13 protein-coding genes and 1 pseudogene are annotated in these 15,008 nt (G+C 63.4%); 10 read left to right on the top strand and 4 right to left on the bottom strand.

The window, feature by feature from the left end:
- Positions 1-429, top strand: a pseudogene (locus tag M529_RS0124480) (helicase-related protein); the annotation flags it as partial.
- Entirely contained in the window at positions 422-721 is a 300-nt protein-coding gene (locus tag M529_RS33125; RefSeq protein WP_021317562.1) for an RNA-binding S4 domain-containing protein, read from the top strand. The pseudogene M529_RS0124480 and the gene M529_RS33125, both read left to right, overlap by 8 nt.
- 31 nt (positions 722-752) lie before the next feature.
- Here M529_RS33125 and M529_RS33120 read toward each other — a convergent pair whose 3' ends face one another.
- Positions 753-1,928: an alpha/beta hydrolase-fold protein gene (locus M529_RS33120; RefSeq protein WP_021317561.1), complete on the bottom strand. Its 1,176-nt coding sequence runs from the start codon at positions 1,926-1,928 to the stop codon at positions 753-755.
- 254 nt (positions 1,929-2,182) lie between these two features.
- On the opposite strand from M529_RS33120, the gene M529_RS33115 reads away from it, so the two are divergent.
- The 3 genes from M529_RS33115 to M529_RS33105 all read left to right on the top strand — a co-directional run bounded on the left by M529_RS33115 (position 2,183) and on the right by M529_RS33105 (position 5,620).
- On the top strand, positions 2,183-3,751 hold the full coding sequence (locus M529_RS33115) for an alpha-N-arabinofuranosidase (protein WP_021317560.1): 1,569 nt from the start codon (positions 2,183-2,185) through the stop codon (positions 3,749-3,751).
- A 763-nt stretch (positions 3,752-4,514) separates the two neighbouring features.
- Positions 4,515-4,850 carry a ferredoxin FdxA gene (gene fdxA, locus M529_RS33110; protein ID WP_021317559.1) on the top strand — a complete coding sequence of 112 codons (336 nt, stop codon included), beginning with the start codon at positions 4,515-4,517 and terminating at the stop codon, positions 4,848-4,850.
- 242 nt (positions 4,851-5,092) lie between these two features.
- Positions 5,093-5,620 (top strand): CarD family transcriptional regulator, encoded by a 528-nt coding sequence (locus tag M529_RS33105; RefSeq protein ID WP_021317558.1) that lies wholly within the window; start codon positions 5,093-5,095, stop codon positions 5,618-5,620.
- 63 nt (positions 5,621-5,683) lie between these two features.
- Here M529_RS33105 and M529_RS33100 read toward each other — a convergent pair whose 3' ends face one another.
- From M529_RS33100 to M529_RS33090, 3 genes are all read right to left on the bottom strand, one after another.
- Positions 5,684-5,926, bottom strand: a complete 243-nt coding sequence (locus tag M529_RS33100; RefSeq protein WP_021317557.1) for a hypothetical protein — start codon at positions 5,924-5,926, stop codon at positions 5,684-5,686.
- Positions 5,927-6,007: 81 nt separating this feature from the next.
- Positions 6,008-6,511, bottom strand: a complete 504-nt coding sequence (locus M529_RS33095; RefSeq protein ID WP_021317556.1) for an asparaginase domain-containing protein — start codon at positions 6,509-6,511, stop codon at positions 6,008-6,010.
- A 45-nt stretch (positions 6,512-6,556) separates the two neighbouring features.
- Positions 6,557-7,324 (bottom strand): phosphocholine cytidylyltransferase family protein, encoded by a 768-nt coding sequence (locus tag M529_RS33090; protein WP_021317555.1) that lies wholly within the window; start codon positions 7,322-7,324, stop codon positions 6,557-6,559.
- A gap of 120 nt (positions 7,325-7,444) precedes the next feature.
- On the opposite strand from M529_RS33090, the gene M529_RS33085 reads away from it, so the two are divergent.
- The 5 genes from M529_RS33085 to M529_RS33065 all read left to right on the top strand — a co-directional run bounded on the left by M529_RS33085 (position 7,445) and on the right by M529_RS33065 (position 14,994).
- Positions 7,445-8,779 carry a lipopolysaccharide biosynthesis protein gene (locus tag M529_RS33085; RefSeq protein ID WP_021317554.1) on the top strand — a complete coding sequence of 445 codons (1,335 nt, stop codon included), beginning with the start codon at positions 7,445-7,447 and terminating at the stop codon, positions 8,777-8,779.
- 374 nt (positions 8,780-9,153) lie between these two features.
- Positions 9,154-9,693, top strand: coding sequence for a DUF4214 domain-containing protein (locus M529_RS33080; RefSeq protein WP_084490988.1), 540 nt, complete (start codon positions 9,154-9,156; stop codon positions 9,691-9,693).
- Between the two features lies 1 nt (position 9,694).
- Positions 9,695-13,075, top strand: a complete 3,381-nt coding sequence (locus tag M529_RS33075; protein WP_021317552.1) for a glycosyltransferase — start codon at positions 9,695-9,697, stop codon at positions 13,073-13,075.
- 418 nt (positions 13,076-13,493) lie between these two features.
- A complete protein-coding gene (locus M529_RS33070; RefSeq protein ID WP_021317551.1) occupies positions 13,494-14,357 on the top strand; it encodes a 2-dehydro-3-deoxygalactonokinase in 864 nt (287 codons plus the stop codon).
- Between the two features lies 1 nt (position 14,358).
- On the top strand, positions 14,359-14,994 hold the full coding sequence (locus tag M529_RS33065) for a 2-dehydro-3-deoxy-6-phosphogalactonate aldolase (RefSeq protein ID WP_021317550.1): 636 nt from the start codon (positions 14,359-14,361) through the stop codon (positions 14,992-14,994).
- Positions 14,995-15,008: the final 14 nt, after the last annotated feature.

Raw genomic sequence — 15,008 nt, 5'->3', positions numbered from 1 at the left:
AAGCCGCAGCAGATGGGCGCGCGCCTCGCCGGCTTCCGGGGTTTCGGCGAGCAGATGCTGCGCATTGACATGGCCGAACGCATGGCCCGCACCGCGCATGAAACCATCGCGAAGGGTGAGGCCTTCACCGCGCAGAGCCCGCAGATCGTGTCGCTGGGCCTGACCGAGCCATCCTTCCTCCAGCTGATGCGCGCCGCGGGCTTCCGCCCGGTCGAGCCGGCGGCCGAAGGCGGCCCCAACTGGGCCTTCCGCGGCCGGCAGAAGCCCCGGCCGCCACGCGAAAGCGCCTCGAACAAGGGCGCACCGCGCACCGGCGGCAACCGCCCCGGTGCACCAGCCCGTGGCAAGCCCGCGCCAACATCCACACCCGCGCCCGCAGCCAGCAACGCCTTTGCCGGGCTGGCCGAGTTGCTGGGCCGCAATGGCTGACGCGGCGCCGGCGGGCGGCCACGGACCAGCGCTGCGGATCGACAAGTTCCTTTGGTTCGCCCGCCTGGCCAAGAGCCGCTCGATCGCGCAGAAGCTGGCTGAGGAGGGCCATATCCGCCTGAACGGCCGCCGCATCGAGCGTGCTCATGCGCCCGTGCGTGCCGGCGATCTCATCACCTTCCCGCATCCCGGCGGCGTGGTCCGCGTCGTCCGCGTGCTGCTGCTGCCCGCAAGGCGCGGCCCCGCGCCGGAGGCGCAGGGCTGCTATGAGGAGTTGACGATCGGCAGCTGAGGGCGGCGGCTAAAGACCGACGCCCCTCGCCTCAGTCGCGGAACAGCAGCGGCGCCATTTCGCGCAGGCTCCGCCGCCACGTCTGGAATTCATGGGCCGTGTCTTGGGAGACGTAGAAGACGCTGTTGAGGCCCGCCGCCTTCAGCGCTTCGGCATTGGCCTTCGGATCGGGCCGGGGTGCACCATCGGGCGCCCGTGCCCGTCCGCCTTCCAGCTCGCGGCTGCCGAAGCTGACGAAGACCAGCTTCACCTTCTCCTTGAAACCCGGCGTGCTGTTGACGTCCTCCATGGAGAAGGTGCCGCCGCTCAGCAGGCCGATATAGTTGAATTTGTCGAGATGCTTGGGCGCGATCAGCTTGGTCTCGAACCCGCCCATCGACAGGCCGGCCATCGCCCGGTGGCCCGGGTCCGACAGGGTCCGGAAATGCGTGTCGACATAGGGGATCAGCTCGTTGATCAGCACCGTCTGGAACGGCTTGATGTCGAACGCGGCAAGGCCGCCGGGGCTGCCGGGCCGGATGCTGTTGGTCATGCCATAGGTCATGACGATGATGAACGGCCGCGTCTTTCCGGCCGCGATCAGATTGTCCATGATCAGGTTGGCGTGGCCCTGGTTGGACCAGGCCGTCTCGTCCTCGCCCCAGCCATGCTGCAGGTACAGCACCGGATAGCGGGTGGCCTGGTTCTTGTCGTAGCCCGGCGGCGTGTAGACGAAGGCGCGGCGCGACGTCCCCGTGCTCGGCGAAGGGAACAGCACCTGCTGGACATGACCATGGGGCACGTCCTTCAGCGCGTAGAAGTCGGCGTCGTGCGCCGGGATCTCGATGCCGCTCTCCCAGCGGGTCGAACCGTAGAAGTTCAGCGTGCCCGGATCGTTGAACGTGCCGCCGTCGACGGTCAGGTGATAATAATGGAACCCCTCGTCGAGCGGCCCTTCCGACGTGCCCGTCCAGGTGCCGTCGGCCCCTTTGGTCAGCACGGTGCCGCCGCGCCCGCCCAGGCCCAGACTCACCTTTACCGCCTGCGCATCGGGGGCAGTCACGCGGAAACGGGCATAGCCCTGCGAATTGACCTGCGGATATTCCTGGCCGGGCTGGTTCAGGGAGGACGGCTTGAAATCCTCCTTGACCGGCGGCGCGGCGGTTTGCGCCGATGCCGATCCGACGGCCGCTACCGTGAGCAGAAAGGCTGCGATGGTGTGCTTCACATGATCCTCCCGTTGAATTCCGCGTCCGATGCCGGCTCGCTTCCGATTCAATTACACCGACTATTGCAGGAGAGCCGGGGCGCCGCAATCCTCCACTTTGTATCAAGTTGTACGCGCCGTGACCGCCGAAATACTCCTTCTTTTTTGTGCCCGCCGGGCTGGACAGTGCCGCCCCGCTGTGAAATCCCTCGCACCCGGGTTCGCCGCCGCGCGGCCCGCCGGCCGTGACGATGCGGCGGCAACAGGGAGGATGAATGATGAAGCGTCTGATCGCCTTGGCCTTGTGCGCGAGCATGCTTGCCCTGCAGCCCGCCGCGGCACAGCAGAACGCCCCCAGCGCCACGATGACCATCGACGCTGCCAAGCCCGGCCCGCGTATCGACCGCCGCATCTTCGGCCAGTTCGCGGAGCATCTGGGCACGGGCATCTATGGCGGCGTCTGGGTCGGCCCCGGCTCGAAGATCCCCAACACGCGCGGCATCCGCAACGACGTCGTCGCCGCGCTGCGCGCCATCAAGGTGCCGGTGATCCGCTGGCCCGGCGGCTGCTTCGCCGACGAATATCACTGGCGCGAAGGCATCGGCCCGCGCAAGCAGCGCCCGGTCAAGGTCAACACCCACTGGGGCGGCGTGACCGAGGACAACGCGTTCGGCACGCACGAATTTTTCGATTTCATCGAACAGGTCGGCGCCGAAGCCTATGTATCGGGCAATGTCGGCAACGGCACTCCTGCCGAAATGGCGGAGTGGATCGAATATATGACCGCCCCGGCGGGCAGCCTGGCGGACCTGCGCGCGAAGAACGGCCACAAGGAACCGTGGAAGGTGCAATGGTTCGGCATCGGCAACGAGCTGTGGGGCTGCGGCGGCAACATGCGCCCCGAATATGCGGCCGACGTGACGAAGCGCTATTCGACCTTCATCAAGGTGCCGCGCGGCACCAAGACGCTGAAGATCGCCAGCGGCGCAACCCACAATGTGTTCGACTGGGCCGAATATAACTGGACCGAAGTGATGATGCGCGAGGCCGGCAGCGAGATCGACGGCACCGGCGTCCACTATTACACCTTCCCCGGCTCGATGCGCAGCAAGGGATCGGCGACCGACTTCGACGAGGAAGGCTGGGCGCGCGCCCTCGCCAAGACGCTGAAGATGGACGAGTATCTGACGGGCCATGAGAAGATCATGGACAAGTACGACCCGCAGAACGAGAAACTGATCGCGGTCGACGAATGGGGGGCGTGGCACGATCCCACGCCCGGTTCCAACCCCGGCTTCCTGCAGCAGCAGAACACGATGCGCGACGCGATGATCGCGGCGCTCAACATCAACATCTTCGCCCATCATGCGCGGCGCGTGCGCATGGCGAACATCGCCCAGATGATCAACGTGCTCCAGGCGATGATCCTGACCGACGGGCCGAAGATGGTGCTGACGCCCACCTATCACGTCTTCGACCTCTACAAGCCCTTCCAGGACGCCACCTTCATCCCGGTGGAGCTGAAATCGACCTGGTACCACAAGGACCAGTGGGCGATCCCGGCGGTCAGCGCGGCGGCAGTGCGCGGCACCGACGGAAAGGTCTATCTGGCGCTGGTGAACGTCGACCCCAACAGCCCGGCCAGCGTCAGCGCGACGGTGAATGGGGTGACGGCCGGCAGCGTGACCGGACGCATCCTGACCGCCGACACGATGCAGGCGCTCAACGACTTCGCCGCACCCGACCGGGTGAAGCCCGCCGCCTTCACCGGCGCGCAGATCGCCGGCAACAGCCTCTCGGCGACCCTGCCGGCCAAGTCGATCGTGATGCTGGAACTGAACTGAACCGGCGCGCGGGCCGTGCCTCCTTAGGAATCACGGCCCGCGCCCCTCAATGCTGCTGGACCATCTGGATCAGGTTGCCGCAGCTGTCGTCGTCCGCGCCGAAGGAGGTATAGGGTATTCCGTCCGCCACCAGCGGGGTTTTCCAAGGCTTGGCCGCCGGGTGCGTCGGGCTCCCGCAGCAGTTCCATCCCGTCCCCCTCGCCCGGTGCGGTCAGCGTCAGCCAGCGGTGCGCGCCCACCGGAATGTCGTGCTTCACCGCGAAGTCCCGCAGGTCGCGAAGAAGGCCAGCACCTTGTCCCGGTCGTCGACCAGCATGCTCGTCACCGCGATCCTCAGCATGCGTCTTCTCCTCCTCTTCTGCCCCCCGACTCTCCGCTGTCCTACAGCGATCTGCCCATGCTATCATCCGCATCACGCCGCGCGGCGTTCTTTCCCATCGTCCGGCCTGTTCCCGCCCTGCCCTTCCAACAGCACGGTCGCGTACTTTGGCGAGCATCGTTTACGGACCATCGTGCGAAGCCCGTTCTCTCGTCCGCCACCCGCAAACCCGTGGAAAACATGGCCCTGCAACGGTGTGAACTTTGATGGATCCGGTTGCACCGTCCTTCCCGACGTCCCGTCCGATGAGGCCAGCGACGGTGTGAACTTTCGAGTCGCCTTCGGAAACCGCGCCTAAACCTGCCTCAACAATATCCTCATTGACCTTGGCGCGCGCCGGGCATAGCAGGGCGCCTCTGTCGCAACCCCGAAGAGTGCCCACTGATGACCTATGTCGTGACCGACAACTGCATCCGCTGCAAATTCATGGATTGCGTCGAGGTCTGTCCGGTGGACTGTTTCTACGAGGGCGAAAACATGCTGGTGATCAATCCCAGCGAGTGCATCGACTGCGGCGTGTGCGAGCCGGAGTGCCCCGCCGAGGCGATTCTGCCCGACACCGAGAGCGGCCTCGAAAGCTGGATCGAGCTGAACGCGAAATATTCCGCGGAATGGCCGAACATCACCGTCAAGGGCGAAGCCCCTGCCGACGCCGACGAGATGAAGGGCGTCGAGAACAAGCTCGAGAAGTTCTTCTCTCCGGAGCCGGGCAAGGGCTGATCGTCCGGCCCTGTCGGACCGCCTTCTTTCCTGTCCCGTTTCGTGACATCCCGGATTTCCTGTCCAGGGGTGGCAATTTTGTTACGAATCTGCTAAATAGCGCCGGCAGACGGGCAAGCGGCCCGTCCTGGAGTAAGTGACTCATGTCTTGACGGTGGCGCCGCGGTCCTTCCCCGGCATGTGACCCCCTTCATATGCCTATCGCGACGGCCCTGTCCCCCGATTGATTGGAAAGGTTTCAAATGGCTGCCAAGGCGCTGTCCTTTGACGTTGGTGATTATGTCGTCTATCCCAAGCATGGCGTAGGCCGCGTCATTGAACTGCAGAAAGAGCAGATCGCCGGCATGGAGCTGGAGCTCTATGTCCTCCGTTTCGAAAAGGAGCGCATGACGCTCCGCGTGCCGACCAACAAGGCCGAAGGCGTCGGCATGCGCAAACTGTCCTCCAACAAGACGCTGGAGGAAGCGATGGAAACCCTCAAGGGCAAGCCCAAGGTGAAACGCACCATGTGGTCGCGCCGTGCGCAGGAATATGAAGCGAAGATCAATTCGGGTGACCTGGTGTCGATCGCCGAGGTGACCCGCGACCTGTTCCGCGCCGACGACCAGCCCGAGCAGAGCTATTCCGAGCGCCAGATCTTCGAGGCCGCGTCGAGCCGACTCGCCCGCGAGCTGGCCGCGATGGAAGAGACCGACGAGCCGAGCGCGCTCAAGAAGATCCTGCGGATCCTCAATGAAGCCGCGCCGAAGCATGTAAAGGTCGAGGGCTAAGCCCTTACCTTCAGGAAAAAGGGAAAGGGCGCCTTCTGTGAGGCGCCCTTTTCGTTGGAGAACCTATTCGCCCTTGACGCTGCCCGCCGCATCCTTCGCCGCGTCGCCGACATCGCTCGCTGCCTGGCCCACCTGGGTCGCGGCGCTTTCCACGGCGTTGTCCTTGCGGCTCTCGCTGTTCACGAGGAAAAAGGCGGCGACCGCCACCACCACGACCAGCAGCAGGATCGCCATCGTCATCCCGCCGCCGCGGCGCTTTTCGATCACCGTGGTCGTCGTCGCGGGACGCTCCTGATAGTCCGCCATGCACTCCTCCTCCTCGTCACGCCCCCCGCCCGCGTCCAATGCGCAGCGCCGTGGCATGGTTCCAGCGAAGGAACAGGGCGACTAATCCGGTAGCGGAACGAAGGCGCCCTTCTCCCGGTCCTTGATCACGCGGTCGGCGCGGAAGACCGATCCGCTCATGCTGATGTAGATACCGGGTTCCGCCAGCTGGGCCGCCGCAAAGGCCATGCCCAGGTTGAAGCTCGCATCGCTCTCTCCAAAGCGCGCGGGCGCCAGCGCGCCGACCAGAACAACCGTCTTGCCCGGCACGTCCGCCAGCGCCTTCGCCGTCTCGGTCATCGTATCTGTGCCATGGGTGATGATCACATGACGCTCCCGCGCAGCGGCGACGCGCGCCCGGATCAGCGCGCGGTCCATGTCGTCCAGCTCCAGGCTGTCCTTCCGCGTCACTTCCTCGATGCGGAAAGGGCGCCGGACTCGGGCGATGTCGAGCAGCTTCGCTACGACCGTTTCGCCGACCTGATAATCAGACAGCGCGTCGAAATAGATCTTGTCGATCGTGCCCCCGGTGGTGAGGATCAGGATCGGCGTATCGGCGGGCAGCATGGCAGGCTCCTTTAGGCAGGAACGATCGGGCAAGTCGCCTCTCGGCTACGGGCGGTAGCGCCCTTCCGCGACCCATTTCTCGGTCAATGCGCGCGCCGCCTCGACGTCCTGGAGGAAGTCGACCTCCTGCCATTCCAGCCCCTCGATCGACACGGTGCCGACACGGTTGCCCTTGGCGATGATATCGATCGCGCGCAGATACCAGCGTTCCACCCCTTCCGGCGTGCGCATCATCTGGTCGATCTGGTTGCGGAAGATCGCCGGCCCCTCGCCGGTGAACGCCAGCATGCCGATTGATTCGGCATTGGTGTCGGGCGGCAGCAGTCGCTTGCCGATGGCGAGCAGCCGGCCGCTCGCATCCCGGTTCACCTTCATGTCGTCATCGTCATAGTCGCCAGCCTTGACGTCGACCGTCACCGTAATGGCGTCCTGTGCGCCCGCGACCAGCCTTGCCACAATCTCATCCGACACGATGGTGTCACCGTTCAGGATGATGAAGTCCCGGTCCATCTCCTCCCGCGCGATCCAGCAGGTGCCGAGGTTATCCGCGACCTGAAAGAAGGGATTAAACAATGTCCGGATGCGCGCGCCCGTCTCGCGATAGAGTTGCAGCGCATGATCCTCGACCCGTTCGGTACGAAAGCCGGTGACCACCACGATGTCCGTCACGCCGTTGGCGACCAGCGCGGCGACCTGCCAGCTGATCAGCGTGCGTCCGTTGAAATCGATCAGGCATTTCGGGATATCGCGGGTCAGCGGGAGCAGGCGCGATCCCTGGCCGGCGGAAAGGATGATGGCTTTGCTGATGCTCATGTCCGGGGCCTTAAAGCGAAATTACCCGCGGGGGAAGCTGCGGAAGATTTGCCCTCGCACGATCACGTCCCTAGATAGGCGCGCCGGATAACAGGCATTCAGCGAAAGGCCAGGGACCAAGTGACAGGAAAGCAGGGATCGGGCGGGGCCGGTGAGGGCTTTGCGCGCATCCTGGCGAACACGGCTTGGCTGCTGGGCGGCAAGGGCGTCGGCGCCGTGCTCAGCCTCGTCTATCTCGCCATCGTCACGCGTACGCTCGGAGTCGCCGACTTCGGCCGCTTCGCCCTGGTGCTGAGCGCTGCGCAGGTCGTGAAAACGCTGGTAAGCTTCGACAGTTGGCAGATCGTGGTGCGCTATGGCCAAGTCCATCTGGCCTCCGGCAATGGCGACGCACTCAACAGGGTGCTGCGCTTCTGCATCTTGATCGATGTCGGCTCGGCACTCGCCGGCGGCGTCGTGGCGGGCGCGGTCATCCTGGTATTCGGCGACGCGCTGGAATTGTCGGGCGGGATGGAGTGGCAGGCCTGGCTGTTCTGCATGATCATGATGGTCACCATCCGCTCCTCTCCCACGGGCGTGCTACGGCTGTTCGACCGGTTCGATTCGGGCGCGCTCGCGGAAACGATGGTTCCCATCGGCCGGATGGTCGGGGCGCTGCTGGCTTGGATAGTGTTGCCGAACATTACCGGCTATCTCATTGCATGGGGCATGGCAGAACTGCTCTGCGCGATTACCTATTGGGGCCTTGCGCTTCATGTCGGGCGCGGGCGGATCGGCAGCTGGCGCGCGGGCCGGACGCTGGACGCACGACGGGAAAATCCCGGAATTGTCGGTTTCCTCACCGCGACCAATCTCCAGACCAGCCTAGCCTCCGTCGGGCAACAGGTGGCGGTGCTCGTCGTGGGCGGCTTCGCCGGTCCCGCAGGTGCGGGCCTTTATCGCCTTGCCAACCAGCTTGCCAATTCGCTCACCAAGATTTCCAGCCTCCTCTCGCGCAGCATCTTCGTCGAGCTGTCACGCACGCAAGCCAGCCATGGCGCGCAGGCACTGGGCGCGCTTTTCCGTCGCACCAACCGGCTGGCACTGATCGCCGGAGCCGTCATCATCGCCCTGATCGTGACCATCGGCCATCCGCTGCTGGGGCTGATTGCCGGGCACGAATTCCTGCCCGCCTATCCATTGCTGCTGCTGCTCGGTATCGCCGCCTGCATCGACCTGGTTGGCGTAAGCTACCGCCCGTTGCTCATGACGACAGACCGCGCAGGCCTGTCGCTGCAGATCACCTTCGTCGCCACAATCCTGCTTCTCGGCCTGCAGGCGGCGTTGCTCCCGGTCTACGGCACCATCGGCGCCGCAGGCGCCAACATTGCCGCATCCCTGGCGGCTTTCCTGATGATGGGCCTCGCCAGCCGCCGCGCGGTAAGGGGGCACGAAGAGGAATTGCCCAGAGTTTAGGCAGCGCATCCGCCATTCCATCGAGCGAACGAGGGTGCCGCGAATCGCGGGCACGCCTTGGAAAATACACTCATCAGCACTTTTTTGTTGCCGAATGACCTGGGAGGGAGCAGGTCTCATCATTCAACGAAACCAAGGGTTGCTGAAGTCAATGCTGCGCGACGGATTTGGCGCTGCCCGGCCGGAAAAGCCGGAGGATCGCTGGCCTGCCCCCATCTCAGATTCAAAGCGCGGGACTGGCTGCCGATCGACGCAATGGCCCGCAGCTTCCCTAAATACTTCTACACTGGCTCGAAGCGTCTATTCCGACCCTTTTTCGTCGATCGCGAAGCCCGGGCAGGACCGCGGTCGATCGCGCATATTCCAGGACGTCCATGTATAATATCCACCATGTTAACGACTTGCTTGCATTAAATGGTCGGCATTTCATTGACGCAACATACTTGGCCATTCTGAAGAGGAATGCCGACGAGAACGGCATGGCCCATCATCTTGAGCGGCTGCGGTCGGGCGAGAGCAAGGAACGGATCATCCTGTCGCTTTCGCGGTCGGAGGAAGCCGCTGCCATGCATGTCAAGCTGCCGGGCCTTGCATCGCTGGAGAAACCGTTCAGCAAATTCCTGCGCTGGTTTCACGAGGTGACAGGGCTGGCACGCATGGAGCGGACAGTCAACCGCCTTGAATATCAGCTCTTCGAACAGAATGAGCAGATCGCCAGGCAGTTATCCGACATGCAGCGGCTGTTAAACGCAAGTCGACCGACGTCTGTGCAGCAGATGCCCGTGCCGCCCGATCGCGTCGACCAGCTGTTCGCGGATGCCCGACGGACGTTGGGAGAAGCGGCCGATGCGTCGGGAATCATGGAAGGGCTGGCGCGTGTCGTTCGCACCTCCGCTTTGGCGCAGGCGTTCTGACGTGCGCAACGAAAGCATTCTGGAAACTCTTTTCGACACCGGATTCACCGGCCGCCTGATTCAGGTCGCGGAAGCACTGGACCCCGGCGATGCGGTATCCAACCAGATCCTGAACCTTGACCGACAGTTCAAGCGCTTGGGCCTTGAATCCATGGTCTTGTCGAAATGGCACCATCAGGACGTTGCGGCCAGCCGCCGGGATCTGACCGATGTACAGGTGACGGAAAAGGACATCGTCATTTTCCACTTCTGCGGATTCTCGGAACATTCGGTTCCCTGGGTACTGGAGCAATATTGCACCCGCATTATCTATTATCACAACATAACTCCGCACCGCTTCTTCCCGGTCGGATCGGCCCTGTACGAATTTTGCCGGAAGGGGCGGGAACAGCTGAAGGAAATCGTGCCGCGGTTCCACGCCCATTGGGGAGCCAGCACCTATAATCTGGAGGAGTTGCACACCGCGGGCGCCGATCCGGCCAAGTCAGTTGTCATCCCGATCATCGTGCCCAGTGCGCCACGACCTACAGCGGATACCAACCGTTCCCGCGGCCAGTGGCTCTTTGTCGGCCGGATCGTTGCCAACAAGTGCCAACTCGACCTGATCGACGTCTTTGCGCAGGCGCGGAAAGCCAATCCTGCCATTGCGGAAAAGCTGGTCTTGGTCGGCGGCTACAATCCGCAGGACCCCTACTACCGGAAGATCGTTGATCGCATCACCAAACTGAAGCTGCAGGATCAGGTCGAACTGACCAGCAAGATCAGTGATGCGGAAAGAGAAGCCTATTTCCGCAGCAGCCAGTTCTATGTTTCCATCAGCGAACATGAGGGTTTCGGTGTTCCTCTGGTGGAGGCGCCTTTGCGCGGTCTGCCGGTCCTGGCGCTCGACCGCGCAGCAGCGAAGGAGACCACCGCTGGACACGGGCTGATCGACGATCGGGCCGAGTTGGTCGCAATGATCCAGAAGCTTTCGGAGGATCGGAGCGCCTATGATCGGCTGGTCAACTGGCAGCGGGAGAATGCTTACCGCTTTTCAGAACGAAATGTCTGCCATCTGATCCGCGGAGCTCTGTCTGCGCTTCTTCCAGCCAGAAATCGCTACAAGACGCTGTCGATCGTCATCTGCACCTACAACCGGATTGATCATCTGAAGCGCTGCCTTGATTATTTGCGCTGCCAGTCAAATCCCAATTTCGAGGTGGTCGTGGTGGATGGGCCATCCACCGATGGCACAAAGGCGTATCTCGCCCGCTATGGCAACGGCATCAAGGTCTTGGAGAATCCGCACTGCAACCTGTCGGCGTCCCGCAATATAGGCATTGCGAATGCGGCGGGCGACATCGTGGCGTTCATCGATGACGACAGCATTCCCTTCGACACCTGGGTGGACTCGGTCCTTCGCGCCTATAATGAGCGTCCGCTGACCGTCGCGGCGCTGGGCGGGCCGGTATTCTTCGCCGGTACGTTGAGCTTCCAGTCCGAGGATATCGGCATCGACATTCGCGCGAGGACCAAGATAAGCATCCGGCAGCAGGAGCTGGGCAAGGACGGATGGTACCGGGCCATTGCCGGCACCAATTCGAGCTTTGTGCGCGAAACGACGATCCGCCATGGCGGTTTTGACGAGCAGTTCGACTATTTCCTCGATGAAGCTGAACTACGCCTGCGACTGCAGTTAAAGGGGCATCTGGTTGGTTACAGCCAAGACGTCCTGGTCCGCCACGAATTCGCCCAAAGCCACAAGCGGCGTGGCAAACATGATTATGACCGGAAGACGGTCTGTAAGAACATCAGCTATTTCGTTGCGGCCTATGGCGGGCTGGAAGGGCGAATGCTGCGCACTTATCTGGAACAACGTCTGTCGACCGAACGCGTCGCTCCGCTGGTGGCCGCCCATGACGATGGCGAATTGACCGAAGATGCCTGCGAAGCGGGCGTGCGGGCAATCTGGGAGGGGATGGAACAGGGCCTCGCGGACGCACGCGACTGGCCAAAAACGCGTACGTTCAAAGACACGCCGCCCGCCTTTCTGCCGTTTGCAGTCAATCTGGACTATCACGCCGTCGGACGGGACATGGCCCCGCTGCATATCTGCATCATCAGCAAGGAAGTACCGCCTTTCACGCATGCGAGCGGCATTGGCACGCTCTACTATCATCTCGCCAACGAACTGCTGCTGATGGGGCATCACATATCGCTAATCGTTCCCTCGCATGAGGATCGAGATTGGCGACAAGGGCCGCTTACCGTCTGTTATACTGATACACGCGAAGAGGTGATCCCTCACTTGGATCGCGGCTTCAGCAACAACATGAATTGGTCGCTCAGCGCCTTCGCCCGGCTCGCGGGCCTGCACGAGAAGCACCGGGTCGACATCGTCGAAAGCGCGCTGAAGGATACCCAGGCACTGGCTTTCGCTAACCTCGAACGGTGGCGGCGCCCTCCCCTCGTCCTGCGGCTAGTGACACCTTTCCAAATGGCAGCGGACATGAACCTATGGCATGTGGCTGGAGGCGCTGCCTCCGCTTTCAATGCCGCGGAGCGGACGCTTATCGCCAACGCCGACGCCGTGCTTCCGATCAGCGGCCAAATTGCGACCACGATCGAGCGGTGCCATAAGCTGGAACGCGACGAGCGCTGGGAACTGGCGCCCGGCGGTATCGCACATTGGCCGCTGTTCAATGTGCAGGAAAATTACGACAATCTCGACAGGCTGGGCGATCTCGACTGCGCAGGGCTGGCCGATGAGAAGATAGTCCTCTTCATCGGCCGGCTGGAACTGCGTAAAGGAGTCGACATTCTCTTCGGCGCCCTGGAAGCCATTCTGGCGGGCGATCCCGCGGCCCGGATCGTCATTGCCGGCAAAGACAGCGATGGATGGCAGCAAAAGGTTCTGGCGTCCCTGCCCCGCGGACAGGAAAGCCGTGTGCATTTCCTGGGCGAGGTCTCGGGCGCCATTCGCGACAAGCTGCTGGCCCACGCGCATTGTCTGGTCGTTCCTTCGCGCTATGAATCCTTCGGCCTCGCGCCGCTTGAAGCCTTCGTCCACAAGGTTCCAGTGGTCGCCTCCCGCAGCGGCGCAATCCCAGAGGTCGTGCTGGACGGTGAATGCGGCCTGCTTTTCTCCGAAGGCAATAGCAAGGAATTGGCCGACGCCGTTGTGCGCATTCTTACAAACCCGACCCTGCACAATCGGCTCTCTCTGGGAGCGGCAAAGCGGATCAGGGATTTCAGCGCTCGCAACAGTGCGATCCGCACTGTCGAGATCTATGGCCATTTGCTCGCCCAGCGGTCCATCGGAAAGCCGCGCAGGGTTCCCGTCGCACCTATGCTCAGGTTGGCGGACTACCGGGCATCCAGTCAGGAGAAGATGACGGGCTGAACCCGTTTGGCAATCGTCACAACGACCGCACAGCCGACCCGGACAAACAGGTCTGACGGACGGCGCAGATCCCCTCACGGACATAGCTTGTGTTGAAATCGACTTCCGACATAGTGTGGAATCAATCGTGCTGGCTTGTGCCCAGCAGCCGGTCGAGATGGAGAATCAGGGTTCCATTGTCTTCCGTCAGCCTGCGGTTAGCAGCGGCCACGGGATCAACCCGCAGCACCTTCTGCGCTCCGCGCGATCCACGGTCGGGTGTCGGGCGGCGACACATCCAGCCGCAAGCCCTTGCTGCTCTATGCGGTGCCGGTCGCCGATCCTTTCTTCGGCTATATCCTCTTGAGCGTGCGGGGATCTGCCGGCTATCGGTGATGCAACTGACGCCGCCTGTCCCCCCCTGCCGCAGTCGGGTGCCATGAGCGGGAACGGCTTCCTCGCGGTGGATTGGGGCACGACCAATCGGCGCGCCTATCGCATCGTCGACGGCGAGGTGGTCGCGACCGAACAGGACGGCCTCGGCGTCAGGTCGATCGGCGTGGGCGGATTTCCTGCGGAAGTGGACGCGCTGCGCCAACGGCACGCGGGGCTGCCCGTGCTGTTGGCCGGCATGGTCGGCTCCAATCGCGGTTGGATGGACACAGGCTATGTCGAACCGTCGGCCACACTCGCCGACCTGGCGACCGCCGTCGCCCGTCCTGCGGATGACGTGGTTATAGTACCTGGTGTCAAGCGCATCGCGAACGGGCGCGCCGACGTGATGCGCGGCGAGGAGGTGCAGTTGCTGGGCGCTGCCGCGGCCGGGATGACGCCACCTAATGCGCTGCTCTGCCAGCCGGGTACGCATTGCAAATGGGCTTGGCTGAATAATGGGGCGCTCGCCGACTTCGTAACCGCCATGACCGGGGAGATGTTCGACCTTCTCAAGAATCATGCGCTGATTGGGCAGGAAATGATCGGCCGCGTCTCCGCCGACGCCGCATTCCGGGCAGGCGTCGCGGAATCGGCACGCGCCGACCTGCTGGCGTCGCTGTTCGGCATCCGCTCGGCCAGTCTGCTGGGGTTGCGGGACAGGACGGACATGGCATCCTACGCCAGTGGCCTCCTGATCGGCGCGGACTGCCGCGCACATGGCGGCGCAGGCGATGTCCATCTCCTTGCAGACCCTGGGCTCGGTTCGCTTTATAGCTGTGCGATCGAAGAGCTGGGGGGCAGCGTCCGGATGATCGATAGCCAGGCGGCCTTCGTCGCGGGCGCCATTCGCCTATGGGAGTTGCTGTGACATGAGCCTGGATTTCCCGACAGCCTTCGCCCGATGTCCACTGGTCGCGATCCTGCGAGGCGTGCGCCCGGAGGAAGCAGACTCCGTCGGCGACGCCCTGGTCGAGGCGGGATTCATGCTGATCGAGGTCCCCCTCAACTCCCCCTTCCCACTCGCCAGCGTGGAACGGCTCGCCCGACGCCTTGAGGGAAAGGCCATCATCGGGGCAGGCACGGTGCTGAAGCCGGACGATGTCAGCCGCGTTAAAGAAGCAGGTGGGCAGCTTATCATCTCGCCGAACAGTGACGTGGATGTCATCAGCGCGACGACAAAGGCAGGCATGGTGTCCATGCCTGGCTATTTCACCCCGTCCGAGGCATTTGCAGCGCTCGCGGCCGGTGCCCATGCCCTGAAGCTCTTTCCGGCCGAGGCGGCGTCTCCGGCGATGCTGAAGGCGCAACGCGCGGTGCTGCCGCGCGACGTGCCGGTGCTGGCCGTGGGCAGCATATCTCCCGACAGCATGGAACACTGGCGCACCGCGGGGGCGGACGGCTTCGGCTTGGGGTCGGCCCTTTACAAAGCTGGCGCGACAGCAACCGAAGTCGGCGCCGCGGCGCGCTCTTTCGTGGCCGCCTGGCGCAGCGGCACACCTGCCTGAGCGGTCGAGCCGCC

The sequence above is a fragment of the Sphingobium ummariense RL-3 genome (assembly GCF_000447205.1).
Classification (GTDB): Bacteria; Pseudomonadota; Alphaproteobacteria; order Sphingomonadales; family Sphingomonadaceae; genus Sphingobium; species Sphingobium ummariense.
This window is presented reverse-complemented; position numbering and strand designations above follow the sequence as displayed.

Bases quoted from the DNA above. Each gene is read 5' to 3' on its own strand.
- M529_RS33100 (WP_021317557.1), bottom strand. From the start codon at position 5,926: ATGGCGGACTATCAGGAGCGTCCCGCGACGACGACCACGGTGATCGAA.
- M529_RS33080 (WP_084490988.1), top strand. From the start codon at position 9,154: ATGTATAATATCCACCATGTTAACGACTTGCTTGCATTAAATGGTCGG.
- M529_RS33095 (WP_021317556.1), bottom strand. From the start codon at position 6,511: ATGCTGCCCGCCGATACGCCGATCCTGATCCTCACCACCGGGGGCACG.
- M529_RS33125 (WP_021317562.1), top strand. From the start codon at position 422: ATGGCTGACGCGGCGCCGGCGGGCGGCCACGGACCAGCGCTGCGGATC.
- M529_RS33115 (WP_021317560.1), top strand. From the start codon at position 2,183: ATGATGAAGCGTCTGATCGCCTTGGCCTTGTGCGCGAGCATGCTTGCC.
- M529_RS33065 (WP_021317550.1), top strand. From the start codon at position 14,359: ATGAGCCTGGATTTCCCGACAGCCTTCGCCCGATGTCCACTGGTCGCG.
- fdxA (WP_021317559.1), top strand. From the start codon at position 4,515: ATGACCTATGTCGTGACCGACAACTGCATCCGCTGCAAATTCATGGAT.
- M529_RS33070 (WP_021317551.1), top strand. From the start codon at position 13,494: ATGAGCGGGAACGGCTTCCTCGCGGTGGATTGGGGCACGACCAATCGG.
- M529_RS33105 (WP_021317558.1), top strand. From the start codon at position 5,093: ATGGCTGCCAAGGCGCTGTCCTTTGACGTTGGTGATTATGTCGTCTAT.
- M529_RS33090 (WP_021317555.1), bottom strand. From the start codon at position 7,324: ATGAGCATCAGCAAAGCCATCATCCTTTCCGCCGGCCAGGGATCGCGC.